Origin of the sequence: Streptomyces sp. NPDC006314 (genome assembly GCF_040613075.1) — a bacterium.
In the GTDB taxonomy this organism is placed as follows: Bacteria; Actinomycetota; Actinomycetes; order Streptomycetales; family Streptomycetaceae; genus Streptomyces.
Genome location: NZ_JBEXRL010000017.1, coordinates 54,008 through 77,874 on the forward strand (window position 1 = coordinate 54,008; position 23,867 = coordinate 77,874).

At 72.6% G+C, this 23,867-nt stretch carries 17 protein-coding genes and 1 pseudogene; 8 read left to right on the forward strand and 10 right to left on the reverse strand.

Annotated elements, in window-relative coordinates:
- Window positions 1-15: 15 nt before the first annotated feature.
- The 4 genes from ABZ079_RS27170 to ABZ079_RS27185 all read right to left on the reverse strand — a co-directional run bounded on the left by ABZ079_RS27170 (window position 16) and on the right by ABZ079_RS27185 (window position 7,545).
- A complete protein-coding gene (locus tag ABZ079_RS27170) occupies window positions 16-2,754 on the reverse strand; it encodes a SpoIIE family protein phosphatase (RefSeq protein ID WP_356942069.1) in 2,739 nt (912 codons plus the stop codon).
- Between the two features lie 85 nt (window positions 2,755-2,839).
- Window positions 2,840-5,332 carry a SpoIIE family protein phosphatase gene (locus tag ABZ079_RS27175; RefSeq protein ID WP_356942070.1) on the reverse strand — a complete coding sequence of 831 codons (2,493 nt, stop codon included), beginning with the start codon at window positions 5,330-5,332 and terminating at the stop codon, window positions 2,840-2,842.
- 671 nt (window positions 5,333-6,003) lie between these two features.
- Window positions 6,004-6,291 (reverse strand): YkvA family protein, encoded by a 288-nt coding sequence (locus ABZ079_RS27180; protein ID WP_356942071.1) that lies wholly within the window; start codon window positions 6,289-6,291, stop codon window positions 6,004-6,006.
- A gap of 48 nt (window positions 6,292-6,339) precedes the next feature.
- Entirely contained in the window at window positions 6,340-7,545 is a 1,206-nt protein-coding gene (locus tag ABZ079_RS27185) for a hypothetical protein (protein WP_356942072.1), read from the reverse strand.
- Between the two features lie 202 nt (window positions 7,546-7,747).
- Here ABZ079_RS27185 and ABZ079_RS27190 point away from each other — a divergent pair, with 202 nt between their 5' ends.
- The gene (locus ABZ079_RS27190) at window positions 7,748-8,143 is read left to right on the forward strand and encodes a hypothetical protein (RefSeq protein ID WP_356942073.1); all 396 of its coding nucleotides are present in this window, start codon (window positions 7,748-7,750) and stop codon (window positions 8,141-8,143) included.
- A gap of 127 nt (window positions 8,144-8,270) precedes the next feature.
- Here the strand turns inward: ABZ079_RS27190 and ABZ079_RS27195 are convergent, their stop codons facing one another.
- Both ABZ079_RS27195 and ABZ079_RS27200 read right to left on the reverse strand, forming a co-directional pair.
- Window positions 8,271-9,635 carry an FAD-dependent oxidoreductase gene (locus tag ABZ079_RS27195; protein ID WP_356942074.1) on the reverse strand — a complete coding sequence of 455 codons (1,365 nt, stop codon included), beginning with the start codon at window positions 9,633-9,635 and terminating at the stop codon, window positions 8,271-8,273.
- Window positions 9,636-9,985: 350 nt separating this feature from the next.
- Complete coding sequence (locus tag ABZ079_RS27200; RefSeq protein WP_356942075.1) at window positions 9,986-11,845, reverse strand: NlpC/P60 family protein; 1,860 nt, start codon at window positions 11,843-11,845, stop codon at window positions 9,986-9,988.
- A gap of 405 nt (window positions 11,846-12,250) precedes the next feature.
- Here ABZ079_RS27200 and ABZ079_RS27205 point away from each other — a divergent pair, with 405 nt between their 5' ends.
- Window positions 12,251-14,287 (forward strand): DUF1996 domain-containing protein, encoded by a 2,037-nt coding sequence (locus ABZ079_RS27205; RefSeq protein WP_356942076.1) that lies wholly within the window; start codon window positions 12,251-12,253, stop codon window positions 14,285-14,287.
- Between the two features lie 350 nt (window positions 14,288-14,637).
- Here ABZ079_RS27205 and ABZ079_RS27210 read toward each other — a convergent pair whose 3' ends face one another.
- Complete coding sequence (locus tag ABZ079_RS27210; protein ID WP_356942077.1) at window positions 14,638-15,315, reverse strand: lipoprotein; 678 nt, start codon at window positions 15,313-15,315, stop codon at window positions 14,638-14,640.
- Window positions 15,316-15,435: 120 nt separating this feature from the next.
- Here ABZ079_RS27210 and ABZ079_RS27215 point away from each other — a divergent pair.
- Window positions 15,436-16,086, forward strand: a pseudogene (locus ABZ079_RS27215) (lipase family protein); the annotation flags it as partial.
- Between the two features lie 6 nt (window positions 16,087-16,092).
- Here ABZ079_RS27215 and ABZ079_RS27220 read toward each other — a convergent pair.
- Window positions 16,093-16,734, reverse strand: a complete 642-nt coding sequence (locus ABZ079_RS27220) for a class I SAM-dependent methyltransferase (RefSeq protein WP_356942078.1) — start codon at window positions 16,732-16,734, stop codon at window positions 16,093-16,095.
- Window positions 16,735-16,857: 123 nt separating this feature from the next.
- Here ABZ079_RS27220 and ABZ079_RS27225 point away from each other — a divergent pair, with 123 nt between their 5' ends.
- The 3 genes from ABZ079_RS27225 (at window position 16,858) to htpG (ending at window position 20,229) form a co-directional block, all read left to right on the forward strand.
- Window positions 16,858-17,316: a flavodoxin family protein gene (locus ABZ079_RS27225; protein ID WP_356942079.1), complete on the forward strand. Its 459-nt coding sequence runs from the start codon at window positions 16,858-16,860 to the stop codon at window positions 17,314-17,316.
- 124 nt (window positions 17,317-17,440) lie between these two features.
- Window positions 17,441-17,854 carry a DUF6193 family natural product biosynthesis protein gene (locus ABZ079_RS27230; protein WP_356942080.1) on the forward strand — a complete coding sequence of 138 codons (414 nt, stop codon included), beginning with the start codon at window positions 17,441-17,443 and terminating at the stop codon, window positions 17,852-17,854.
- A gap of 545 nt (window positions 17,855-18,399) precedes the next feature.
- Window positions 18,400-20,229, forward strand: a complete 1,830-nt coding sequence (htpG, locus tag ABZ079_RS27235; RefSeq protein ID WP_356942081.1) for a molecular chaperone HtpG — start codon at window positions 18,400-18,402, stop codon at window positions 20,227-20,229.
- A gap of 42 nt (window positions 20,230-20,271) precedes the next feature.
- Here htpG and ABZ079_RS27240 read toward each other — a convergent pair whose 3' ends face one another.
- Entirely contained in the window at window positions 20,272-20,928 is a 657-nt protein-coding gene (locus ABZ079_RS27240; RefSeq protein ID WP_356942082.1) for a GNAT family protein, read from the reverse strand.
- A gap of 104 nt (window positions 20,929-21,032) precedes the next feature.
- Window positions 21,033-21,215 carry a hypothetical protein gene (locus tag ABZ079_RS27245; RefSeq protein WP_356942083.1) on the reverse strand — a complete coding sequence of 61 codons (183 nt, stop codon included), beginning with the start codon at window positions 21,213-21,215 and terminating at the stop codon, window positions 21,033-21,035.
- An 867-nt stretch (window positions 21,216-22,082) separates the two neighbouring features.
- Between ABZ079_RS27245 and ABZ079_RS27250 the strand changes: the two genes are divergently transcribed.
- Both ABZ079_RS27250 and ABZ079_RS27255 read left to right on the forward strand, forming a co-directional pair.
- Window positions 22,083-22,958, forward strand: a complete 876-nt coding sequence (locus ABZ079_RS27250) for a helix-turn-helix transcriptional regulator (RefSeq protein ID WP_356942084.1) — start codon at window positions 22,083-22,085, stop codon at window positions 22,956-22,958.
- An 83-nt stretch (window positions 22,959-23,041) separates the two neighbouring features.
- Window positions 23,042-23,857: an SAM-dependent methyltransferase gene (locus ABZ079_RS27255; protein WP_356942085.1), complete on the forward strand. Its 816-nt coding sequence runs from the start codon at window positions 23,042-23,044 to the stop codon at window positions 23,855-23,857.
- Window positions 23,858-23,867: the final 10 nt, after the last annotated feature.

Consider the following 23,867-nt stretch of genomic DNA (forward strand, 5'->3'; position numbering starts at 1 on the left):
CGGGCGCCAGGAGGCTCACGGCAGCGGCTGCTCCGCCCAGATGATCTTGCCGTTGGGGGTGTAGCGGGTGCCCCACCGCTCGGCGAGCTGCGCGACCAGGAACAGCCCCCGGCCGCCCTCGTCGGTGTTCGCCGCGTACCGCAGATGCGGCGAGGTCGTACTGCCGTCGGAGACCTCGCAGATCAGCGTGCGGTCGCGCAGCAGCCGTACGCCGATCGGGCCGCGTGCGTAGCGGATGGCGTTGGTGACCAGTTCGCTCAGGACCAGCTCGGTCGTGAACGCCAGCTCGTCCAGACCCCAGTCGTCCAGCTGCCGGGTCACCGAGGCCCGTACCTCGGACACGGCCGCCGGGTCGGACGGCACCTTCCACTCCGCCACCCGGTCCGCGCCCAGCACGCGGGTGCGGGCCACGATCAGTGCCACATCGTCGCTCGGCCGGTTCGGGAGCCGGTCCAGCACGGTACGGCAGGTCTCCTCCGGGGAGGCCCCCGGCGTACGGCGCAGCGCGTCGCGCAGCATGTCGAGCCCCTCGTCGATGTCCCGCTCCCGGTCCTCCACCAGCCCGTCGGTGTACAGCACCAGGCGGCTGCCCTCCGCCAGCTCCAACTCGGCCGTCTCGAACGGCAGGCCGCCCAGGCCCAGCGGCGGTCCGGTGGGCACGTCCGCGAAGTCCACGCTGCCGTCGGGATGCACCAGCGCGGGCGGCGGATGGCCGGCCAGGGCGACGGTGCACAGCCGGGAGACCGGATCGTAGACCGCGTACAGACAGGTCGCGCCCGTGACCACCCCAGCGCCCTCCGCCGTGGTCTCGTCCTGGTCGATCCGGACCACCAGCTCGTCCAGCAGGCCGAGGAGTTCGTCGGGCGGCAGATCGAGCGCGGAGAAGTTGTGCACGGCCGTGCGCAGCCGGCCCATGGTCGCCGCCGCGTGCAGCCCGTGCCCCACGACGTCGCCGACGACGAGCGCCACCCGGGCGCCGGAGAGCGGCAGCACATCGAACCAGTCGCCGCCCACACCGGCCTGCGCCGGCAGATAGCGGTAGGCGATCTCCAGGGCACCCTGCTCGGGCAGCGACCGCGGCAGCAGACTGCGCTGGAGAGTGACCGCCATGCTGTGCTCCCGCGTGTACCGGCGCGCGTTGTCGATGGACACCGCCGCCCGCGCCACCAGTTCCTCGGCGAGGGCCAGTTCCTCCGAGTCGAACGGCTGCGGCTTCTCCGACCGCCAGAAGTTCGCCACGCCCAGCACCAGGCTGCCCGCCCGGAGCGGCACCGTGATCAGCGAGTGGATGCCGTACGCCAGCACCTGGTCGGTGCGCTCCAGATCCTGCGCGCGCCAGCCGGGCGCCTGTCGCAGCCGGGGCTCCACCATCGGCTGCCCGGTGGTCAGGCTGCGGGCCTGCGGCGAGGTGGCCACGAACCGGATGCGCTCGCCGACCGGGTACAGCGGGGCGTCCCCGCGGACGCCGGCGCAGGCCGCGCGGCACAGCGCGGTCCCGGGCCTCGGCTCCTCGCCGCTGAGCACCGCGTCGAACAGGTCCACCGTCGCGAAGTCCGCGAACCGGGGCACCGCAAGCTGGGCCAGCTCCTCGGCGGTGCGGGTCACATCCAGGCTGGTGCCGATGCCCACCCCGGCGTCGTACAGCATGTTCAGCCGCTCGCGCGCCACCTCCGCGCGGCCGGACAGGGCGCGCAGCTCGGTGGAGTCCCGCAGCGTCGTGACGCTGCCGGCCGGGCCGCCGCGCAGGTCGGTGGGCCGCTGGTTGATCGCCAGCAGCCGGTCCTTGACCAGATGCACCTCATCGGTGGCGACCCGCCCGGAGGCGAGCAGCGTCGCCGTCTCCTCGTCCAGGCCCAGCTCCAGCACATCCCGCCGTTCGGCGTCCTGGGGCAGGCCCAGCAGGCGGTGCGCCTCGTCGTTGGCGAGCAGCAGCCGACCGTCGCCGCCGACGATCAGCACCCCCTCCCGGACCGCGTGCAGCACCGCGTCGTGATGCTCGTACATCCGGGTCATCTCGTACGGGCCGAGCCCGTGCGTCTGACGCAGCAGGCGTCTGCTGACCAGGGCCGTGCCCGCGGTGGCCAGCGCCAGCGCCGCCGCGGCCGCGGCGAGCAGCAGCGGCAGTTGCTGTTCGGCGGCCCCTCCCACATGGGCGGTGGTGATGCCGGACGAGACCAGGCCCACCACCTTGCCGGCGGAGTCCCTCACCGGCACCACCACCTGCACGAGCGGGCCGATCGTGCCGTGGATGTGCTCGGTGACCGTGCCCCCGGCCAGGGCCGGGCCGATCGTGCCGACGAACTTCTTGCCGATGCGGTCGGTCCTGGGGTGCGTGTAGCGAATGCCGTCGGTGTTCATCACGACGATGAAGTCCACGCCGGACGCCTTGCGGGCGGCCTCGGCTCTCGGCTGCAGGACGGCCGTCGGATCCGGAGTACGCAGCGCGGCCGCCGTGCCGGGCGCGTTGGCGAACGTCTCGGCGACGGCGAGGGAGCGGTTACCGGCCTCGATGTCGCTGTCGTGCCGCACCTGGAGCACCTGTGCCACCACGGCCGAGACGACCAGCAGCAGCACGATCACCACCTGGAGGACGAACACCTGTCCGGCCACGCTGCGCCCGGACACCGCCGACCGCAGTACCCCCGGCCGATCGCCGTTCGTGTCCTTTCCGTACGGCCGCGGTCCCCGCGGTGCGCGCGGCTGCCCGAAAGGACGGGGCGGCCGGGTCGCCGGTCGGCCGGGCAGTCGCACCATGCGCCCATGTCTACACTGCCCGGCGCCGTCAGGCGAGACCGTGACCGGAGGTGGCGGCCGCTTGTCCGGGGCGGCGCCCGCCCGGTCACCGGTGCGTGGGTGCCGAACGGCGGGCGGCGAGCAGCAGCGCCACGTCGTCGGGCCGGTCCGCGGCCTGCCGGGCGCTCGCGGTGAGCCGGTCGGCGACCCAGGACAGCGACCGTCCGCCCCGCCGTCCGGTGGCGGTGCCGGCCCCGGCGAGCGCCAGCCGCAGCGCCGTGATGCCGTCGTCGATGTCGGTGCCCGGCCGCTCCACCAGGCCGTCCGTGTACAGCGCGAGGATCGCGTCCGGCTCCAGCAGCAGCTCGGTCACCGGGTACCGGGCGTACGGATCCACTCCGAGGACGACACCGCCGGGGATGTCCAGCACCCGGGCCCGCCCGTCGGGGGAGCGCAGCAACGGCGGCGGGTGGCCCGCCCGGGCGACCCGGGCGCGGCCGGTGGCCGGATCCAGCCGCAGATAGCAGCAGCTGGCGAACTGACCCGGATCGAGATCGATCAGCAGGTGGTTCGTCCCGCTCAGCACCTCGTCCGGCGGGCGGTCGCCCAGCGCGAACGCGCGGACCGCGCTGCGGAGCTGGCCCATGGTGGCCGCCGCCTGCACCCCGTGCCCCTGCACATCGCCGATGACCAGCGCGAGCCCGTCTCCGGCCTCCACCACGTCGTACCAGTCGCCGCCCACGTCCATGCCCTGCGTACCCGGCAGATAGCGTCCCGCGGTCTCCACCCGCGGATGCGCCGACAGCCGGCGCGGCAACAGGGCCTGTTGCAGACCGCGGGCGAGCGCCGCCTCGCTGTCGTAGCGCTGCGCCCGCTCCATGGCGTGCGCGATCAGGCCCGCGAGCGCGGTCAGGACCGTACATTCCTCGGTGCTGAAGCGGCGCGAGCCCTCGAAGCCGAGGATGCAGGAGCCGACCGGCCGGCCGGAGGCGATCAGCGGCAGGAAGGCGCGGGCGCCCTCGTCCGCGTCGAGCGGGATACCCGGGTAGGCGGCCGCCAGCTGCTGCATCGACTCGAAGAACAGCGGCCGGCCCGTGGTGAGGGTTTCCACGCCCGGCAGGTGGGCGTCCATGCCGACCCCGTCGAACGGGGCCAGGAAGCCCTGCGGGAAGCCGGTCTCCCAGGCCAGGTACAGGTGGCGGTCCTGGAGCAGGTAGATGGCCAGGCGGCGGCCGCCGAACGCCGGCAGCAGCTCCTGCATGACCACCGCCGACACCTGCCGCGCGGTGACCGCGTCCGTCAGTGCGATGGCCAGGGCGATCGGCCGGTACAGCGGTTCCAGCGAGTGCCCGCTCGCCACCGCCTCCTCGCGGACGTGCGCGTCGGAGACCGGCTCGACCGGCGCGTCCATGCGGCTGGCCGGAACGAGCGTGAAGGTCAGCAGGTCGGCGCCGGGGTGCACCGACACGGCGAGCCAGTCACCCGCCCCGTCCTCACGGTCGGCGGCCGGCCGCCGGACATGGAAATGCACCGGGCCCGCGGACAGCAGGGCACCCCGCAGATGGTCGTCGTACGGTGCCCCGGCCAGCCACGGCATGGCCTCCCACAGCTCCCGCCCGAGCAGCCGGTCCCGGCCCGCGAGCCGGGAGGCGGCCTGGTTGGCGTACACGATCTGCCCCAGCCGGTCGAGGCAGAACACGCCCTGCGGCAGCAGATCGGCCGCGCCGTCGGCGGAGACGGCGGGACCGGGGTCGAAGACCACCCCACCGATCCTCGCGGCACCGGCGTCCTCGGCCGCCCACAGGTCCAGCAGCCGCAGTGTGCCGTCCGGCGAGCGCAGTGTGAGTGGCGCGCCCGGCCGCTTCCCGGCGGCCGTATCGCGCAGCGCGGCCAGAATCCGGTGCGCGTCGGCCGGGGCCACGGCGTCCGCGAGCGCCGCGTCCGTCCCCGCGAACTCGCCGGGGCGCAGCCCGAGGAGGGTGTGCAGCCGGTCGTCCGCGCGGACCGAGGAGGTCGCCGGGTCCCAGCTGAACCGTCCCGCAGCGGCCCGCGCGGGCAGGCGGGCGGGCGGCCGCACGCACAGCGGCTCCCCGTCCCAGGCGACCGTGCCCGGGTCCCCGTCGGCCAGGCCGAGCAGCTCGGCGCCGAGCCCCTCGGCCAGCCGGTCCAGCAGGTCCCGGTCCAGCAACTCGTCCACGGACTCGGCGACCGCCGGCCGCAGCACCGTCAGCACACCCAGCGGCTCGGCCCCGCCCGGCACCGGCACGTGCACCGACCCGAACGGGAAGGGCAGACCCGCCGCGAACTGCGGATACCTGCGCACCGTCTCCGTGGCGTTCGGCAGCACCACCTGCACGCCCAGCCGGTACGCGTCGGCGACCGGGAAGGGACGGCCCACGTGCAGCCGCCACCAGGGCTTGAACAGCGGCCCGGGCAACCCCACGAGTACCGCGAGACGCAGCAGCCCCGGAGTGCTGGAGCGCAGGTACACGCCCGCCACCCGGCCGCCGGCCGCGCCGAGCGCGCCGGTCGACGCGTCGGCCAGCAGCGCGGCCAGCCGGGCCCGCGTACGGACCATCTGCTCGCCGCTCCCAGCCATCGGCCCTACCTCGTCCCGTGCGCCTCCGGTGGATGACACAGCAAGAATGCGCCAGAAAGAGTGTGGAACGCACCTGGGCGGGAGGGGGAACCGGCGCGGAGCGGGCGGCGGTGGCGGCGGGTAGCGGTGTGGGGGCGGCGAGTGGCGGTGCGGAGCGGTCCGCGAGGGGCTGGTCCGCGGCGACCGGGAGGCCCCGACCGTGAGCGACGTACGTGACCCACCGCCGGAGCGTCGGTCATCCGGGCCGCTTCGCGAGGAGGTGCCGCTCGCGGTTCGCAGCCCGGAGGCGAGCTGCGGGGGCCCGGGTCGGCGTCGCCTGCGCGGACGCGCTCCGCGCCGTACTGGGCACAGGCGAGATCCTCCTCGGCCCGCCCCGTACGTCTCCGCACATCGAGCGAGCGCAGTCTGCCGGGGGAGCCGGCCAGGTCGAAGCCGGCAACGGACGCCCCGTCCTGGGAGCGAGCCGGCCCGGCTGACGGGCCTTCAGCTCGAGAGCCTCCTCCTGCGTACCGGCGAGGACGATCCGCTCGGCACCGCGCCGGAACGCCCGGGAGGCCACGGTGAACGCGTGCACACCGCCACGACCACGGCCGCAGCGGGGGGCTTTCGGCGCCTTGGCGGAACGGTGAACACGGGCTGCACCGCTCCACGGCGCGGCACGCGGCGGGCGTTCAGGAATCGGTCGTCCCGGGCGGCAGGGGGCGAGCGGAACGCAGGCTGCGCAGCGCGAGGAGCAGCACACCGATGTCGTCCAGATAAACGGGGTCGGGCACCAGGTCGGTGGGCAGCAGGAGGTACACGACCGCGCCCCAGAACACCCAGCGCGGGCCCGTGGGCAGGCCGGCCCGCCGCAGCGTGCGCCGGGCGCGCACCAACCGGAGCAGCAGGACGACGGCGACGGCGAGCAGCGCCGCCGCGACGACGGCGGCGATCACCAGCAGGGTCGTGGGGGACTCCATCCGGCCTCCTTCTTCGGTGGGAGGGCTACGACGGTTTCGGCGGACGGGCTACGACGACCGGTCCGTGCCGTCCGCGATATCCGTTTCATCCGTGCCGCCCGGTGAGCCGCTCGGTGGGCCGTCCGGGGCGGGTGCCGGGTACCGCAGACCCTTGGTGGTGAACTTCAGCCGCTCGAACGTCCGTGTCAACTGCTGGAGTGCGCCAGGCGTCCGGGAAGCGGACCGCTGCTGCTGCGGCAGTACGGGCGCGGGCACGTCGCGGTAGGCGGACAGAGCCTCCAGGGCCTGCTCGGCGGCCTTTTTGTACAGGTCCCGGGACTTCGTCATCGCGTCCAGCGCTTCGGCGTACATGGCGACCAGCTGCCGTTGGCGTTCCAGCTCTTCCTGCGGCGTCATCAGGGTCCAGTTCTCGCGCAGGTCCGTCAGTGCCTCTTCGGCGTCCCGCGGCAGGGGTGGGGGCAGGGCGACGAAGTGCCGCAGAGCCGCGATGAGTTCGGCCGGCTCGGAGCCGTCCAGGAAGACGTTGCGCACCCTGTGCTCCCGGCCGTCGTAGTCCTTCGGCGCCGGGTCCGGCGGCAGCAGCACGGCACCGCCGCGCGGCACCTCGACGCCGAGGTCCTTCAGCGCCCAGTTGACGGCGCGCAGCTGGTGCGGGGCGGCCCGGTGCTCCACCATGCGGTGCCTCAGGCCCGGCGGCAGCAACCGCACCAGCGGCAGCCGGCCCCGCTCGTCCGGGGTCATCGCCTCGTGCACGACGACGTTGACGCACCAGGCCTCGCGAGCCGCGGCCCGCAGCCGGCGCCGCATCTCCTTGTCATCCGCGGGCAGCGGGTTGACCTGCCGGAAGCGCACTCCGGTGACGGTGGCGTGGTGGTCCCAGGAACCGTCGTCACCCCCGCTCGACCCGCCCTCGGGCCAGAACAGCGTCGCCGGCGAGGGCCACGACTCGTCCCACGGGCACTCGGCTTCCGCGACGAGCCGCCACTCGTGCCCCTGCGACCGGCCTGTGATCGGTACGAGGGCCAGCCGGGCCCGCACGGTCACCGTGCCCGCGGCCCGCCAGCGCGCCTCGAAGACCCGGCGGGCCGCGTCCTGTGACGCGGGCGGTTCGGTGAAGTCGTCGATGTCGCCGCTCTCCCTGTGCCGGCGCAGGGTGCGCCGGACGACGTCCTCAGGAGCGGGACCGGTGTGGCGGCCGCGGGCCGCCCAGAGGGTCTGCGGGATGGTGGCGCGGTCGGTGGCGGAGTTCGACATGGGCCAATCTGCTGATGGGGGCGGGTGCGCCTCTCAGTATCACCGTTCAGCGCCGGAATATGTCCGCCGGGTCCGGAAGGCGGCGCGTGGCGGCGGGTGCGCGCCCCCGCGCACGGGACGCGCGCCGTTCACCCGGGGTGTACGCGGAACGCGTCGGTGGGCTGCCGTTCACCCGTGGTGATGCCCGCGTACGGCGCCCACAATGGTCCGGCGAACGGGGCCCACCCGTCCATCCGCTCAGGGGCGGGCCCCGTTCTCACGACACCCACGCGCGCGTGACCGGCTGCTCGCGCTCGCCCGATCCACCGACCGCAATGTCCGCCGCTGGAACGGCTGGACGGCCGCCCGGCACAAGGCCGCGCAGGCGGAACCGGTGGCCGTCGGGGCGGTGGAGACCGGACGGCGGGCCCGCGCCGGGCGCACGGCCTTCGCCCACGACATGTGGGAGACCCTCGACGCACCCCACCTACCGGTGGAGGGAGGCAGGTTGAGCACGCACCTGGCGGTCAGGGGTGGCAAGAACGTGTACGGCCCCTTCACCCGGCTGCTGCCGCCGGTGCCGGTGCACGAGCTGTTCGCCCGGGCCGCGGGGGCCTGAGCCGGGAGGGGGCTGAGACCGCAAGAGGGTGCCGAACCGGAAGAGGGGGCCGGCGCCTCGGCGCCGGCCCTCTCGGAGCCGCTCACGGACCGGGGTTTGTGCCCTCGGAGCCGTTGGGTGGCAGCACTTACGCCCCGCTCTCCCGCAGCATGTCCTCACGCTCGACGATCTTCACACGCTCGCGGCCCTGCGGCTCACCCAGTGCGCGCTCGGCGGCGTCCAGCCTGTACCAGCCCTCCCAGGTGGTGTAGCGGACGTTCCGCTCGGCGAGGAAGGCGGCCACGGCCTCCGGCTCGGGCGAGCCGGGGGTGTGCAGGCGGCCGTTCGCGTGGTCGTCCAGCAGGTTGGCCACGGTCTCGTTGGCGTCGCCCTTGGTGTGGCCGATCAGACCGACCGGGCCGCGCCGGATCCAGCCGGTGACGTAGGTGGACTGCAGGTGGGCGCCGCCCTCCTCGATCACCCGGCCGCCCTCGTCCGGGACGGTGCCCGAGTCGATGTCCCAGGGCAGCTTGGGCAGCTTCTCGGAGAGGTAGCCGACGGCTCGGTAGACGGCGGTGACGTCCCAGTCCTTGAACTCGCCGGTGCCCTTGACGTTGCCGGTGCCGTCGAGGGCGGTGCGCTCGGTGCGCAGGCCGACGACCTTGCCGTCCTCGCCGAGGATCTCCGCGGGGGACTCGAAGAAGTGCAGGAACAGCTTGTGCGGGCGGTCGCCGACGTCCCGGATCGCCCACTTCTCCAGGGTCTTGGCGACCATGTCGGCCTGCTTGTTGCCGCGCCGGGTCTCGATCGAGCCCTCGTCGTAGTCGATGTCCTCGGGGTCGACGATGACCTCGATGTTCGGGGAGTGGTCCAGCTCGCGCAGTTCCATCGGGCTGAACTTCGCCTGCGCCGGGCCTCGGCGGCCGAAGACGTGGATCTCCAGGGCCTTGTTGGCCTTCAGGCCGTCGTAGACGTTCGGCGGTATCTCGGTCGGCAGCAGCTCGTCGGCGGTCTTGGCGAGGATGCGGGCCACGTCGAGCGCGACGTTGCCGACGCCGAGCACGGCGACCTTCTCGGCCTCCAGCGGCCAGGTGCGGGGCACGTCCGGGTGGCCGTCGTACCAGGAGACGAAGTCCGCGGCGCCGTAGGAGCCGTCCAGGTCGATGCCGGGGATGGGCAGTTCACGGTCGGCCGTCGCGCCCGTGGAGAAGATCACCGCGTCGTAGAAGGCGCGCAGGTCGTCCAGGCTGATGTCCGCCGGGTAGTCGACGTTGCCGAACAGGCGGATCTGCGGCTTGTCCAGCACCTGGTGCAGGGCGGTGATGATGCCCTTGATGCGCGGGTGGTCGGGTGCGACGCCGTACCGGATCAGGCCGAACGGGGCGGGCATCCGCTCGAAGAGGTCGATGGACACACCGGGGTCGGCGGCCACCTCGGACTTGAGCAGGGCGTCGGCGGCGTAGATCCCGGCGGGGCCGGCTCCGACGATGGCTACCCGCAGGGGGCGCGGCATGATCAGGTTCCCTTCGAGCGTGGACAGGGCGACTCGACTGGGAAGCCTAAACTAAGGCAGACCTAAGTCAGTATGGGGGTCCGGCCTATGACCTCATAAGGTGATCTTATGCCTTGCCCAGGCACCCCTTATGGGCCGGCGCAACCCCGGCCTGGTCCTGGGCCCTGCTTTCGGCCGCGCCCAGGACCACATCCGTGAAGCACCTCGGCATCCGTTTCCGCGTCGGCAACGCGTCCGGGAACCGGACCTCACCCGCAGGCCTTTGGAGGAACCCCCCTCGACCACTACGAGAGCCGGCGCGCCCACCGGCGCCGTGACCGCCCCCCGGTGACCGCCGCTCCGCCGCGATGTCAGGCGGGCCTGATGATCCGGTGGATCGCCGCTTCCCCGGCGCCGTAGATCGACTCCTCGCGGATCGACGAGCCCGGACCGGGGGCGTGCACCATCATGCCGTCACCGACGTGCAGGCCCACGTGCCGGTCGTCGTCGAAGAAGAGGATCAGATCACCGGGCTCGAGACCGGCGAGCGTCACAGGGGCACCGACGAGCGCCTGCTGGTGCGCGGCGCGCGGCAGCGTGACCCCGGCCGCCTTCCACGCGGCCTGCGTGAGGCTGGAACAGTCGTAGGAGTCCGGCCCGGTCGCACCCCATACGCACGGCTTACCGATCTGCGCCCGAGCGAACGCGATGGCTTTGGCGGCACGGAGGGCGTTGGGTGACTCGGGGGCCTGCGTGGGGAGGGGGAGGGACCCGGTGGCGGTGGCGTCGGTGGCGAACGAGCCTGTGCCGGTGACGTGGGCGGCGCCCAGGCGGGGGAAGGATCCCGTGCCGGTGGCATCGGCAGTGCCCAGGTGGGAAAACGATCCCGTGTCGGTGACGGGTGCGGGGGTGGTGGGGTACGCGAAGGAACCGGTGTCGGTCACCGGGGCGGTGGTGGCGGTCCCGGTGATCCCCATCGGGGGTGCCGGTGCCGCTGCCGTCGCGATGGCCGATCCGCCAGGTATCGCCCCTTGCGCCCGCTGCCACGGTTCCGTGGCCTGCCCCGCCTGGACCATGGCGGACCGAGCCGCCGCCCGCTGCGTACCGGTGTCCCAGACAGCCTGCGCGGGGGCGGGTTGAACGGCGGTGTCTCCTATGGCCGGTTGAGCGGTGTACCGGGAGAGCAGATCGCGTGCCGTGGCGAGTTTGCGCCGGTTGCCGGCCTTGGAGACGGCGGGGACGGGGCGACCGGACGCGGCCGAGCCGGGCAGTGTCCTGGGCTCCTGAACGGACGCCGCCTGTGCGGCGGGCAGCGCGGCGGCGGGCAGCGCGGCGGCGGGCAGCGCGGCGGCGGGCAGCGCGGCGGCGGGCAGCGCGGCGGCGGGCAGCGCGGCGACCGGCAGTACGGCCGTCTCGCCGAAACCGCCTGCGGCCGGTTCCGCCGTACCGAGACCGAGCGGCTCGGACACCGATCGGAGGCCGCCGAGGCCGGGCGGCTCCGGTGCCGATCCGAGCGTACCGAGAGCGGGGAACTCGGAAGCCGATCCCGGCGCCGCGAGACCGAGCGGTCCTTCCGCGCCGACTCCCGGCAGTCCCGCCGATCCGGGCGCCGCCAGTTCCGGTGCACTCCGGTCGCCCGGTTCAGCCACTGTCCGACCGGTCAACTCGAGTGCGGCACTCGGACGTTCGGATCCCCACGCGCCGGCCGGTGCCGTGCGGCCGCTCCCCAGGGCCGCGAGGGGCCGACCCGCCGGGTCCGTCGCCGGGCCCGCCGTCAGTTCGGCCACCGCACGGTCGGCGCCCTGTTCCAGCTCGGGCCGGCGTCCGGACGGGCCCGCGCCCAGGGCCGCCCGTTCGCCGCCCGGCAGGCCGGTGGCCTCCCGCTCACCTCCCGGAAGAGCGAGGGCCCCTCTCTCCATGCCCGGGAGGCCGCCCCCCATCCGGTCCCGGGAGCGTGCCGGAGCCGCCGGGCCGGCGGGCAGCCGGTCGGCGGGCACGGCGGCGGGGACGGTCGGGCCGAGTTTGGCGCGTGCCACGTCGAACCACTGCCGGGCCACCTCGTCGAGCGTGGGTTCCGGTTGCCCACCCCGCCGCTTGGCCAGAGGCACGCCCCGTGAACGCGTCCGGGCCGCCATGGCCCGGGTCGCGTTGAAGTTCCCGGTCGCGTTCTCGGCCTGGTCGTAGAGGGAATCGATCCGCTGCCGCACCTCGTCGCGGCTCTCCGGCGCCATGGAAGACGTGCTCCTTCCTTGCCCCGCGGGGCAGTTGGGCCGTTTCGTCCGACCGTCGAGCATCCGGTGCCGGACCACACGGCGGCCCGCCGGGGGTTGAGCCGGGCGGCCTTGCGTCAACCTAGCCAACGTGTGTACCTCGTGTGAAGGTTGAGGTGTGGAATGTCCGATACGTATTTGTGATGTTCGCGATGAGGTTCGACGGGGAACAGGCGGCGCTGACGTTTTCCTGTGAGATCCCGGTGAATTCGCGTTTCGGTTGAACACAGTGGCACCGTCCTCCGTATGGGGCGGGGGAACTCCATGTCCGACCGGCAATGACACACACAGGGGACGACCTTGGTACGCAACAGGCGCAGACGCCCGACCGGCGCACGACGCGCGACCCTCGCAGCGGTCGCCCTCATGCTGGGCGGAGGTGGACTCGTCGCGGCGAACGTCTATGCCTCGGCCACGGAGGGCTGGGGCGACGGCTCCCACACGAACGCCCATGGGCAGGTCTTGTCCACGGGCATGGCGACCATCGACTGCCCCGACGTCGGCAGCCGGCTGACGGCTGTTCCGGACGAAGCCCGAGCGAACGTCGACCGTGAACTCGCCGTCCTCGACCAGCAGACGGCGGCGGCGTACCGGCGGCTCCAGGCTGCGGGACAGGCCGGCGGCCAGGACACCGACTCCGTCAACGGCGCGATCATGAACCCGCTGAACGACAAACGGGCGGGGACCATCGAGCGCATCGCCGACGCCATCGACCAGGCGGGGAAGCGCCCCGAGGGCCTCGGCGACCTGGCCGAGTGCGCCCTGCGTCCCGGCGGCGGCGACAACGGCGGTCAGGCCACCGCCGCCCCGAGCGACGGAACCCAGCAGGGCGGCGCGGGCCAGGCCGGCGCGGGCCAGGGAGGCAACGGACCCGTCGTCTCCGACTACACGGACATCACCTCCGTACAACCCGACGTGCCGAACCCGCCTCAGCAGGCCGGCGCCTCGCGCGGCACCTTCACCTCCGACTGCGGCGTCAACGCCAACGGCCTGTTCAACTCGGACAACGTCATCGTCGCCCCCGGAGTCTCCAACGGCGCCCACCACTTCCACGACTACGTCGGCAACCAGGGCAACAGTGCCTTCGCCAGCGACGAGGACCTGGCGAACGCCGACACGAGCTGTGTGGACAAGGGCGACAGGTCCACGTACTACTGGCCGGTGCTGCGCCTGCAGAACGGCACCCGGGAACGGGACGCCGGAGCCCCGGGTGGCGGTACGGAGGGCAACGCGGGCAAGATCGTCACGCCGAAGCAGGTGACGTTGACGTTCGTGGGCAACCCGCGCGAGAAGGTCACCGCCATGCCCCGCCTGCTGCGCGTCATCACCGGCGACGCCAAGGCCTTCGTCAACGGCCCCGGCAACGCCAACGCGTCGTGGAGCTGCACCGGTTTCGAGGACCGGCAGCTGAAGGACAAGTACCCGCTGTGCCCGCAGGGCAGTGACGTCGTACGCACCTTCCGGTTCCAGAGCTGCTGGGACGGCCGCAACATCGACAGCGCCAACCACCGCACCCACGTGGCCTTCGCCACCGCCGACGGTTCCTGCCCGGCGGGCTTCCGCCCCATTCCGCAGCTCGTACAGCGCATCGTCTACGACGTCGAGGCACCGAGCCTGCAGGACGGCGGCCGTACCGTACCGCTGTTCGCGGTGGACTCCTTCCCGGAGCAGCTGCACAAGCCCGTGACCGACCACGGCGACTTCATCAACGTCTTCGACGAGGACCTGATGCGCGAGATGGTCGACTGCATCAACTCCGGTCGGAACTGCGGCCCCGACGGCGCGGGCAACGGCGACGACAACGGCAGCGGCTCCGGCGACGACAACGGTGACGACAACGGCAGCGGCTCCGGCGGCGACAACGGCACGGGCAACGGCAGCGGTTCCGGTGACGACAGCGGTACGACCGCGACGCCGACGGAGAGTTCGGCTCCCGGTACGAGCGCCGCGCCCACGGCCGGTTCCGGCGCCGATGAGACGAAGACCCCGGGCTACGGAGCCACGACCGATCCCGGCGGGAGCGCCACCTCCGTACCGGCACCGTCGGTCTCCAACTCCGGCGAGGCACCGAGGACCGACACGGCGACCGAACCGGCCCGTAGGACCAAGCGGGGCGCGGGCGACCAGGCCGTACCGGCCAAGTCCGCCAAGCCCTCCTCCCCGCCGGCCGGTTCGGCGGCACCGGCCGAGTCGGCGCCGTCTCCGTCCGCACCCGCCGCGTCCACGTCGGGCCCGGCCGCCGCGGCCGGATACGCCCAGCCCGCGGCCGCACAGGCGCGGCCGCAGGCGACGCAGGGCGGACTCGCCGAAACGGGTGCCCACCTCTGGCCCGCGGCGATCGGCGGGCTGCTCGCCATGTCAGGCCTGTTCATGCTGCTCCGGGCCAGGCGCCTGCGCTACTGACCGGCACACCGGCAACGGCGACGACGGACGCCGGTCAACCGACCGTCGGCGACCGACGCCGACCACCCGCGTCGGTACGGCCGAGTCGGCCACCGGACCGGCTTACCGCGCGGCGGCCCGCCTCCACGAGGTGTGGCCGCCGCGCGCCGTACGCGGGGGCCTGAGCCGGTGGTCGCGCCTTGTTCGCGCGGCTCTTGTGTGAGCGCTCCCAGAGGGCCAGGCCCTCAGCATGTCCTCCCTCCGACCGAGCCCCGTGATCCGGCCCTGCCGCCCCGCCCACCTGCACATCGACATCCTGCCGCGCTGGCAGGGGCGGGGCATGGACTGAGCGGGGGCGCGGGCGGCGGGCCTCAGAGGAGTTCGAGGGTCTGCTTGGCGAGGTCGTACGCGGGCCGCATCGCCTCGTGCTCCTCGGTGTCCATGCCGCCGAGGTGCAGGACGACCGGGCCGTCGGGGGTGCTGACCGCGAAGGCGCTCTCCTTCTTCGTCTCGTCCAGGAGCTTGCTCGTGTAGAGGTACTCGACCTCCACGCCGGACAGACCGCCGCCGGTCTTGAACGAGCGGTACTTCGCCTTGCTCGTGTTGTCCTCGGCGGCGACGAACTCCCGCAGCACGCTGCCCGCGTCACCGTCGCCCGCCTTGCCGGTCCACACGCGCAGGAACCCGATGTTGCCGGCCGGCTTGGCGTCGATCTCGCAGGCGGTGGTGACCGGACCCTGGCGAAGGAAGGCGTCGGCGAGCGCTCCGGCCAGGTCGTCGTCGGAGCGCTTCGACGCCTTCGACAGCTCCGCCTGCGCGTCGATCGCCTTGGCCTTCCAGTCCTTGGCGATATCGAAACTGACGGGCAGTTCGCAGGCGGAACCGGCCGCGCCGATCCTGCCACCGCTCGCGGTCGCCTTCGCCGATCTCGACGCGCTGGACGCCCCCGGGGCCCTCTTGCCGTCCGGCCCGCTCGACTCGGCACATCCGCCGAGCGCCGTCGCCAACAGCGTCGTCCCCAGTGCGACACCTACCGCTGTGCTCCGCATGATCCCCACCTTGACCTGCACCTTCGTCTCCCCGATGGTCCGGCCGGACACTGTAGCCGAGGAGGCGGACAACGGCCCAGGGGATAAGGGGACGGGCCCTTGCTGACAGTGACTGGCTGTGCGACCGCTGCCGCCGCCGCACTCCAGCCGTCCTACGCCCCCGACGTCACTCTGGCCGGCACCTACGCCGGTGCCCCGCCCGCCGATCTGACCGAGGCGACCGAGGCGATCGAGGCGATCGACGGCAGCGATCCGGCCGGCGCCCTCGGCTGGGCCGTCAACGGCTTCCTGCGGTCCGACCCGGTGCTGAAGCCGATCGCCGAGAAGCACCTGAACACGGCGGGCAAGGCCGACCTGGCCATGATGTGCGTCGGCGACGCGATCCTCTCCTACAACTCCGCGCACAGCACGGCCTGGACGACCGACGGCATCACCCTCAGCGACGTCATCACGGCCGAGCCCGCTCTGCAGGACCTCCTCGGCCGGCAGCGCATCGGCACGGGGAAGCCGGCGAGCCCGGTACGCGTGGCGACCGGGATCAAGGACGACCTCGTCCCGCACGCACAGGCCCGCCGACTGGCCGCCGACTGGTGCCGCAAGGGCGCCCGGGTCACTTATGTGCCGGTCGCGGCACCGCAGTGGGGCCGTGCCCTGCTGAAGCACTTCGCGCCGCTGCTCACCGACCAGGGCGACGCCATCGGCTGGCTCACCGACCGGCTCGCGGGCAGGCCCGCCGGCTCCACCTGCCGGTCCCTGCCCCTCCGGCCCTGAGCGGCCTCATCCCGCGTCACGACGGCAGTGCAGGAACAGGTGCGGCTCGGGTACGGCATCGGGGTGGGCCGGTGCGAACACGGCGTGCTCCGCGGCCAGCACCGACAGGCCCGCCCCGGTCACCAGCTCCGTGAACGCCCCGGCGGCGAAGCTCGTGACCCGCACCGGCTGCCCCATGAACACCCCCTCGGCGTCCTCCACGTCGAGGGGGACGGTGGCCAGCGCGACCAGTCCGCCCGGCCGTACCGCCCGCGCCAGCTTCGCCACGACGTCGGCCTGCTCGGCGCGGCACATCTGAAGCAACGAGAAGTACCCGCACACGGCGTCGAACGAGGCTTCCTCCAGCGGCAGTTCGCGGATATCGGCGAGCCGGAACCCGGCCCCGGGCACCTGCCGGCCGGCCAGCTCCACCATGACCGGTGAGACATCGACGCCCAACACCCGGTGCCCGGCCTCGGTGAGGGTCTGCGCGGTCGGCCGTCCCGTCCCGCTGCCCACGTCCAGCACCCTGCTGCCCGGCGCCAGCCGCTCCAGCAGCCAACGCAACGACGCCCGGTGCGGCTCGGACGCGGCGAACGCCTCCTCGTAGGCGAGCCCCAGGGCGTCGAACACCACAGCGGCCGGTGCCCGGCGATCGTCCTCGGCCACCCTGTCTCCTCCTGTCGCCTTGTGCAGGCTGCCGGGCCTCGTCCTACCCAGGGCGGGCGCCCGCGACGCCCTGCGGCCCCCTCCGTTTGCGAGGGGTGGCCGGCGCACGGCAGGGTGCGGGACGTGCCTACCTTGCTGATCGTCCATCACACCCCGTCGCCCAACTGCCAGACCCTGTTCGAGGCCGTCGTGTCCGGCGCCACGACACCGGAGATCGAGGGCGTCCGTGTCGTCCGGCGGGCGGCCCTGTCCGCCACCGCCTCCGACGTCCTCGAAGCCGACGGCTACCTGCTCGGCACCCCGGCGAACCTCGGCTACATGTCCGGCGCGCTGAAGCACTTCTTCGACCAGATCTACTACCCCTGCCTGGACGACACCCGGGGCCGCCCGTTCGGCTACTACGTCCACGGCGGCAACGACGTCACCGGTGCGGTCCGCGCCATCGAGGCCGTCACCACCGGCCTCGGCTGGCGCCGCGCGGCCGAGCCGGTGACCGTCACCGGCGAGCCCGGCAAGTCCGGCACGGAGGCCTGCTGGGAGCTCGGCGCCACGGTCGCGGCGGGGCTGATGACCGACGGGTGACTCCCGCCGGTGCCGGGCGCGCGGCCACCGGAGTGATCTCCGTCTGGTCGCCACCGCCCGCAAGCGGGCTATTCGATCAAACAAAAGGCCTCGGTCGGTCGCGTCCCCCGTGCAGGATGGCGACGTGAACAGGGATGCAACGCGCGACGCCGTCGTTGAAGCAGGCTGGCAGGCAGTACGAGACGACGGGCGCGTACGGGGGGAACTGTTGGAAGCGGCCTACGCCGAGCCCTGCCTGCGGCAACTTTTCCCCTGGACGGGGATGGGAGAGCTTCACTTCAGCCGTTGCACCGAATGGCGGTGGACCTGGGACATCCCCTACATTCAGCCCGCCGCTGGGGGAACCTACTGGGTCTCCGGTCCTCTTCGAAGCCAGACTGTTGGTCCGGCAGCAACAGCACAGGAGGCCGTCGCCATGGTGGTCCAGCGTCTTCCGGCGGGCTGCGGTCCCGCCTTCCTGGGCACCCCGGAAGAACTCGCGGCCCACGGAGCCACCGCGAAGAGGCACCAGACGGACGAGGGTCAAGAGACAAGCTGAGTGGCTGTGCCGCATCCCTTGATCTGTGACGCCCGGTGGGCTGAGGCTGTCGCGGGCCCCATCCGTGAGGTGAGCGAATGGCGAGCCGCCTCGAAGCGCCGGCGTTTTCGTCGGCCAGCCCCTGGACGACGACGCCGGAACCGGGGCGTGCCGAATCCATGTCGATCACCAGGGCGACGCCAGTGCGATATGCCGGGATGACAAGACGGAGACCGCGGCATGACTACCGCTGAAAACCAAGCGCAGCTCGCATCTGCGGCCCGAGTGAACGACTATGACAGCTTCGCCGAGGCACCCCCAGCGCCCTCAGCCGCGCGACCAGGTTCGCTGAGACGGAAGCCCGAACGACTCGGTTCGTTGAGAAGCGACTCGATCGCGTGAGACAGGACACTGGAGCCGGACATCCGCACGTGCTCAGCTCCAGCACCGGCCGAGGCAGGCCGGAACGGCGGTGCTGTGCACCGAGGGCGCTTGTGTGGACAGTTGCCGGTGTGTCAAATTTCGTGGGCAAACGCACGCACACGTCACCAGCCAGAAGGGAAGCAATGAGCACCGAGACGCTGGAGTTCCAGGCCGAGGCGCGCCAGCTCCTGCAGTTGATGGTCCATTCGATCTACTCGAACAAGGACATCTTCCTGCGCGAACTCATCTCCAACGCCTCTGACGCCCTGGACAAGCGGCGCCTCGCCGGACTGACGGACGACGGCCTCAGGGCTGACGACCTGCACATCGGCATCGAGGTCGACAAGGAGGCCCGCACGCTGACCGTGCGGGACAACGGCATCGGCATGTCGCGCGACGACGTGGTGGGGCTCATCGGCACCATCGCCCGATCCGGTACGGCCGAGACCCTGCGCCGGCTCCGGGAGAGCAAGGAATCCGCCGAGCTGATCGGTCAGTTCGGTGTCGGTTTCTACTCCGTCTTCATGGTCGCCGACAAGGTCAGCCTGCTCACGCGCAAGGCCGGTGAGGAGACCGGCGTGCGCTGGGAGTCGGACGGCGACGGCACCTACACGATCGAGACCGCCGAGGGTGTTCCGGAGGGTACGGCGGTCACCCTCCACCTGCGGCCCGCGGACACCGAGGACGCACTGCACGACTATGCCGCCGAGTGGAAGATCCGGGAGATTGTCAAGCGGTACTCGGACTTCATCGCGTTCCCGATCCGGTTGGGGACCGAGACCCTCAACTCGATGAAGGCGCTCTGGGCCCGGCCGCGGTCCGAAGTCAAGGACGAGGAGTACCGGGAGTTCTACCGGCACATCAGCCATGACTGGTCGGACCCGCTCGAGGTCATCCAGATGAGGGCGGAGGGCACCTTCGAGTACGAGGCCCTGCTCTTCATCCCGTCGCGCGCCCCGCACGACCTCTTCCAGCGTGACGCCCGCCACGGCATCCAGCTGTACGTCAAGCGCGTGTTCATCATGGACGACAGCCGCGAACTCCTGCCCGGCCACCTCCGCTTCGTCAAGGGAGTCGTGGACGCCGCCGACCTGTCGCTGAACATCTCCCGCGAGATCCTCCAGCAGGACCGGCACATCCAGCTGATCCGCCGCCGCCTGGCGAAGAAGGTCCTGTCGACCATCAAGGACCTCATGCGGAACGACGCCGAGAAGTACCGCACGTTCTGGCGCGAGTTCGGCCCCGCGGTCAAGGAGGGCCTGCTGGACGGGAACGAGGACCACAAGGCGATCCTCGACATCGCCTCGTTCGCCTCCACCGCGGGTGAGGATCCCACCACCCTGGCCGACTACGTCGCCCGGATGAAGGACGGTCAGGACAAGATCTACTTCATGACCGGCGAAAGCCGCGCGCAGGTCGAGAACTCCCCGCACCTGGAAGCCTTCAGGGCCAAGGGGTACGAGGTCCTGCTGCTCACCGACCCGGTGGACGAGATCTGGGTCGACGCGGTGCGGGAGTACGACGGCCGGGAGTTCCAGTCCGTCGCGCGAGGCACCGTCGACCTGTCCTCCGAAGAGGACCTGTCGCAGGAGAAGTCGGGTGCGTACGCGCCCTTGCTGACCTGGCTCAAGGAGACGCTGGACGACGTCAGGGACGTACGGCTGACGACCCGTCTGACCAGCTCGGCGGCCTGCCTGGTCAGCGATGCCGAGGGCCTCACGCCGACTCTGGAGAAGATGTACCGGGCGATGGGCCAGGAAGTCCCACCGGTGAAGCGCATTCTCGAACTGAACCCCCACCACCCGCTGGTCAGCGGGCTGAAGTCCGCGCACGAGCAGCGGGCTGCGGGCCCGGAACTGACCGAAACGGCCGAGCTGCTGTACGGCACCGCGCTGCTCGCGGAAGGGGGAGACCTGGCTGACCCGGCACGCTTCGCCAAGCTGCTCGCCGACCGCCTCGCCCGGACCATGTGACCGGCGCTCCGCCGGTCGTGGCGCGGGACGCCCTGCGCGGGATCAGCCGCAGCGAACGGCCGCCGTGGAGTCGTGCCGGTGCCAGACCGCGTCGACCACCCGGCCGTCGGGCAGGGTGTGCCGGGGTGGCCCCTGGTCCGGGACGAAGCCCGCGCGGGCCAGGGCCCGCCGGCTCGCGGTGTTCCCGGGCTCGGCGCCCGCCCGGACGGTGGCCAGCCCGGCGTGGTCGTGCGCGAGCGTCACGCCCGCGCGGAACAGTTCCGCGCCCAGGCCCTGGCCGCGGCAGCCCGGCGCCAGCCAGCCGCCCATCTCGCCGGACCCCTGCTCCAGTTCGAGGGCTCCCGCATAGCTGAGGTCGGACCTGCGCACGCAGACCAGGATCATCGGGTCATCGGGTCCGGGCAGGAACGGCTCGGCCAGCCGCCGGGGGAGCCGGCGGCCGTCGTCGCCGGAGGGCCGCCACCGCAACAGGGCCCTTCGGGTACCGGGATCGGGCACGACCTGGTCCGCCTGGGTGCCGAGCCACCGCTGCGCCTCGGCGTCCGCGCACGCGGCGAGCGCCGCCGCCACGTCGAGGCGGTGCCGCGGAGTGAACAGCAGCAGCCGTTGCGTGGCCAGGACGTGCCGGCCCGGCGCGCACCGCCCCGGAACGGGCAGGCCGGGCGCGGCTCGGTCCCGGCGGATGAGCGACCAGACCATGAAGCCCTCGAACCCCCCCCGACCGAACGGCTTGAGCGGCGGACGCGGAGCCCATGGGGATGCGAGCCGCCGACGGATGCGGACGATCCGCACCGGCGGCGAATCTAGCGGGTATGGAGGTCGGGCGTCGTCTCCGCAGGGGTGTTCCGCACGCCATCCGCCCCCTGGGTGAGCCGGAGGCGAGGGGAGCGGGCTCGGCCGGCCTGCTCCTGCGAGCCGGGCTTGGGGCGGGTGCGGGTCCAGGACGGGTCGGCGGCGACGGCTGGGCGGGGGGCGGTGCGGTGCATGCGGATCCTTCGGACTGGTGGGGGCGGTCCTGGGGCGGCGGTGTGGGGAGTGGCCGGAGGGCGGCTCCGCCCGGACGGCGCGTGCGGGCCGGCCGGGCGGATGTGTCACACCCCGGCCATGGTTCGGGGTTCCGGCCGGCAAGGGCCCGCGCCGGTGCGGGCGGGCAGGTCGAAGACGGCGGCCGAGCCGGGAAGCAGGGCTCCGGAGACGGGCCGGCCGGGGCCGTCGGGCCCAGGGAGTCGACCGAGACGCTCGCCTCCGGGTGGTCTGGAGACGCCGGCCGGAACCGTCGGTCGGTGCGGGCGGACCGCGGGGCGCGCCGTTCGGCAGGGGTGGGCCGTGGTGTCCGGGGTCGGGTGGGGACGGCCCGTGGTGTCCGCGGTCCGGTAGGGGCGGTCCGTGGTGTCCGTGGCCGGGTAAGGGTCTCGCGTGACATCCGGGGCCCGGTGCGGGCGGGGTACCGCGGGCAGGCGTGGCAGCCCTCGATCCAGGAGCGGAGGGTCCGGTCTCCGGTCCTCGGGAAGTCGGCGGAACGGTCGGGGGAGGGAGGGCGGAGCCATCGCCGTGCGCCTTTCGTCCGGCCTCGTGTGGGGGTGTCGGGCCGGCCGCTCACACAGCAGACGACACACCACCTCACCGGAGGCCGTGGTGCGGCCCGGTCTCCCCGAACCCGGCCCCGCCGTCTGCTCCTTGGATCGGCCGGAACAGTGCCTCCACTCTGGCATCTGCCAACGACGACCCGCAACCGACAAGTTGAAATTTGCAAGTGGTCAAGTGCATGCTGCTTTCGCCGGCTGGTGATCGCATGGCTCGGAGAACTCCGACGCGTGCGAGGCCGGCCCTGATGCCTGGGGAGGGGTGGGGGTGTGACCGCGGAGACCGACTGGGGCGGTGCCCCTTCCGTTCTGCGTATGATTCTCGGCCGGCAGTTGGAGGAGCTGCGGACTCGTGCCGGTCTCGGCTACGCCGAGGCGGGCGCGGCCATCGGCGTCAGCCACTCCACGATCCGCCGCATGGAGGCCGCCAAGGTGGCCCGGCTGCGGCTCGCGGACGCCGAGAAGCTGCTCCAGGTCTACGGCGTCACCGACCGGCAGGAGATCGACACCTTCCTGCAGTCCGTGCGTGAGGCCAACAAACGCGGCTGGTGGCACACCTACCGCGATGTGATGCCCGACTGGTTCGCCGCCTATCTCAGCCTGGAACAGGCGGCGTCGCAGATCCGTGCCTACGAGAACCAGTTCGTGCACGGCCTGCTCCAGACCGAGGACTACGCGCGCGCCCTGCTCGGCGCGGGCAATCCGCACGCCTGCGCCGAGGCCACCGAACGGCGCGTCGCGCTGCGCATGCGCCGTCAGGAACTGCTGGCCAGGAAGGCACCGCCGCGGGTGTGGGTGGTGATGGACGAGACCGTGCTGCGCTGGCCGGTGGGCGGGCCCGAGGTGATGCGCGCGCAGATCGACCATCTCATCGAGGTCAACCGGCTGCCGCAGGTGACCGTGCAGCTCATGCCGTTCGCCCACGGGCCGCATCCCGCGATGCGGGCGGGCGCCTTCCACCTCTTCCGGTTCCGGGCCCCCGAACTTCCCGACATGGTCTACCTCAGCGGCCTCGTCGGAGCCGTCTACCTGGACAAGGCCGAGGACGTCGTGGTGTACCGCGAGGCGCTGGACCGGGTGGGCGCCCAGGCCGCACCCGCCCGGAAGACCGAGGACCTGCTCGGCGCGATCCGCAAGGAGCTGTGATGGTGCGTGCGGTGAGCGAACTCCCTTTGCCCCACCCCTCGTGTGCGAGTCCCACACCCCCCGACCCGAACTGGAGACACGGCGTGCGCGACAACGGATGGCCGGCCGACCGGATCGACACCGAGAACGCCCACTCCGCCCGCATCTACGACTACATACTCGGCGGCAAGGACTACTACCCCGCCGACAAGGAGGCGGGTGACGCCATGTCCGGGGAGTGGCCCGCCCTCCCGGTCCACATGCGTGCCAACCGAGACTTCATGAACCGCGCCGTGCGCTGGCTCGCCGAGGAGGCGGGCATGCGGCAGTTCCTGGACATCGGCACGGGCATCCCCACCTCGCCCAATCTGCACGAGATCGCCCAGGCCGTGGCCCCCGACTCCCGGGTCGTCTATGTCGACAACGACCCGATCGTCCTCACCCTCTCCCAGGGCCTGCTCGCCAGCACCCCCGAGGGCCGCACCTCCTACATCGAGGCCGACTTCCGCGACCCGGCCGCCATCCTGGACGCCCCCGAGCTGCGCGAGACCCTGGACCTGAGCCGGCCGGTCGCGCTCACCGTGATCGCCATCGTCCACTTCATGCTGGACGAGGACGACGCGGTCGCCGTCGTACGCCGTCTGCTGGAACCGCTGCCCTCGGGCAGCTACCTGGCCATGTCCATCGGCACCGCCGAGTTCGCGCCCGCGGAGGTGGGCCGCGTGGCCCGCGAGTACGCGGCCCGCAACATGCCGATGCGGCTGCGCACCATCGACGAGGCCCACGAGTTCTTCGCGGGCCTGGAACTGGCCGAACCGGGCATCGTCCAGGTGCACAAGTGGCACCCCGACGGCACCGGCGAGAAGGACATCCGCGACGAGGACATCGCGATGTACGGCGCGGTCGCCCGCAAGCCGTGACAGACCCGGG

Coding starts and splice junctions, on each gene's coding strand:
- ABZ079_RS27175 (WP_356942070.1), bottom strand. CDS start 5,332: ATGGCTGGGAGCGGCGAGCAGATGGTCCGTACGCGGGCCCGGCTGGCC.
- htpG (WP_356942081.1), top strand. CDS start 18,400: ATGAGCACCGAGACGCTGGAGTTCCAGGCCGAGGCGCGCCAGCTCCTG.
- ABZ079_RS27205 (WP_356942076.1), top strand. CDS start 12,251: ATGCTGGGCGGAGGTGGACTCGTCGCGGCGAACGTCTATGCCTCGGCC.
- ABZ079_RS27170 (WP_356942069.1), bottom strand. CDS start 2,754: ATGGTGCGACTGCCCGGCCGACCGGCGACCCGGCCGCCCCGTCCTTTC.
- ABZ079_RS27200 (WP_356942075.1), bottom strand. CDS start 11,845: ATGGCGCCGGAGAGCCGCGACGAGGTGCGGCAGCGGATCGATTCCCTC.
- ABZ079_RS27240 (WP_356942082.1), bottom strand. CDS start 20,928: ATGGTCTGGTCGCTCATCCGCCGGGACCGAGCCGCGCCCGGCCTGCCC.
- ABZ079_RS27185 (WP_356942072.1), bottom strand. CDS start 7,545: ATGTCGAACTCCGCCACCGACCGCGCCACCATCCCGCAGACCCTCTGG.
- ABZ079_RS27210 (WP_356942077.1), bottom strand. CDS start 15,315: ATGCGGAGCACAGCGGTAGGTGTCGCACTGGGGACGACGCTGTTGGCG.
- ABZ079_RS27245 (WP_356942083.1), bottom strand. CDS start 21,215: ATGCACCGCACCGCCCCCCGCCCAGCCGTCGCCGCCGACCCGTCCTGG.
- ABZ079_RS27195 (WP_356942074.1), bottom strand. CDS start 9,635: ATGCCGCGCCCCCTGCGGGTAGCCATCGTCGGAGCCGGCCCCGCCGGG.
- ABZ079_RS27190 (WP_356942073.1), top strand. CDS start 7,748: ATGGTCCGGCGAACGGGGCCCACCCGTCCATCCGCTCAGGGGCGGGCC.
- ABZ079_RS27180 (WP_356942071.1), bottom strand. CDS start 6,291: ATGGAGTCCCCCACGACCCTGCTGGTGATCGCCGCCGTCGTCGCGGCG.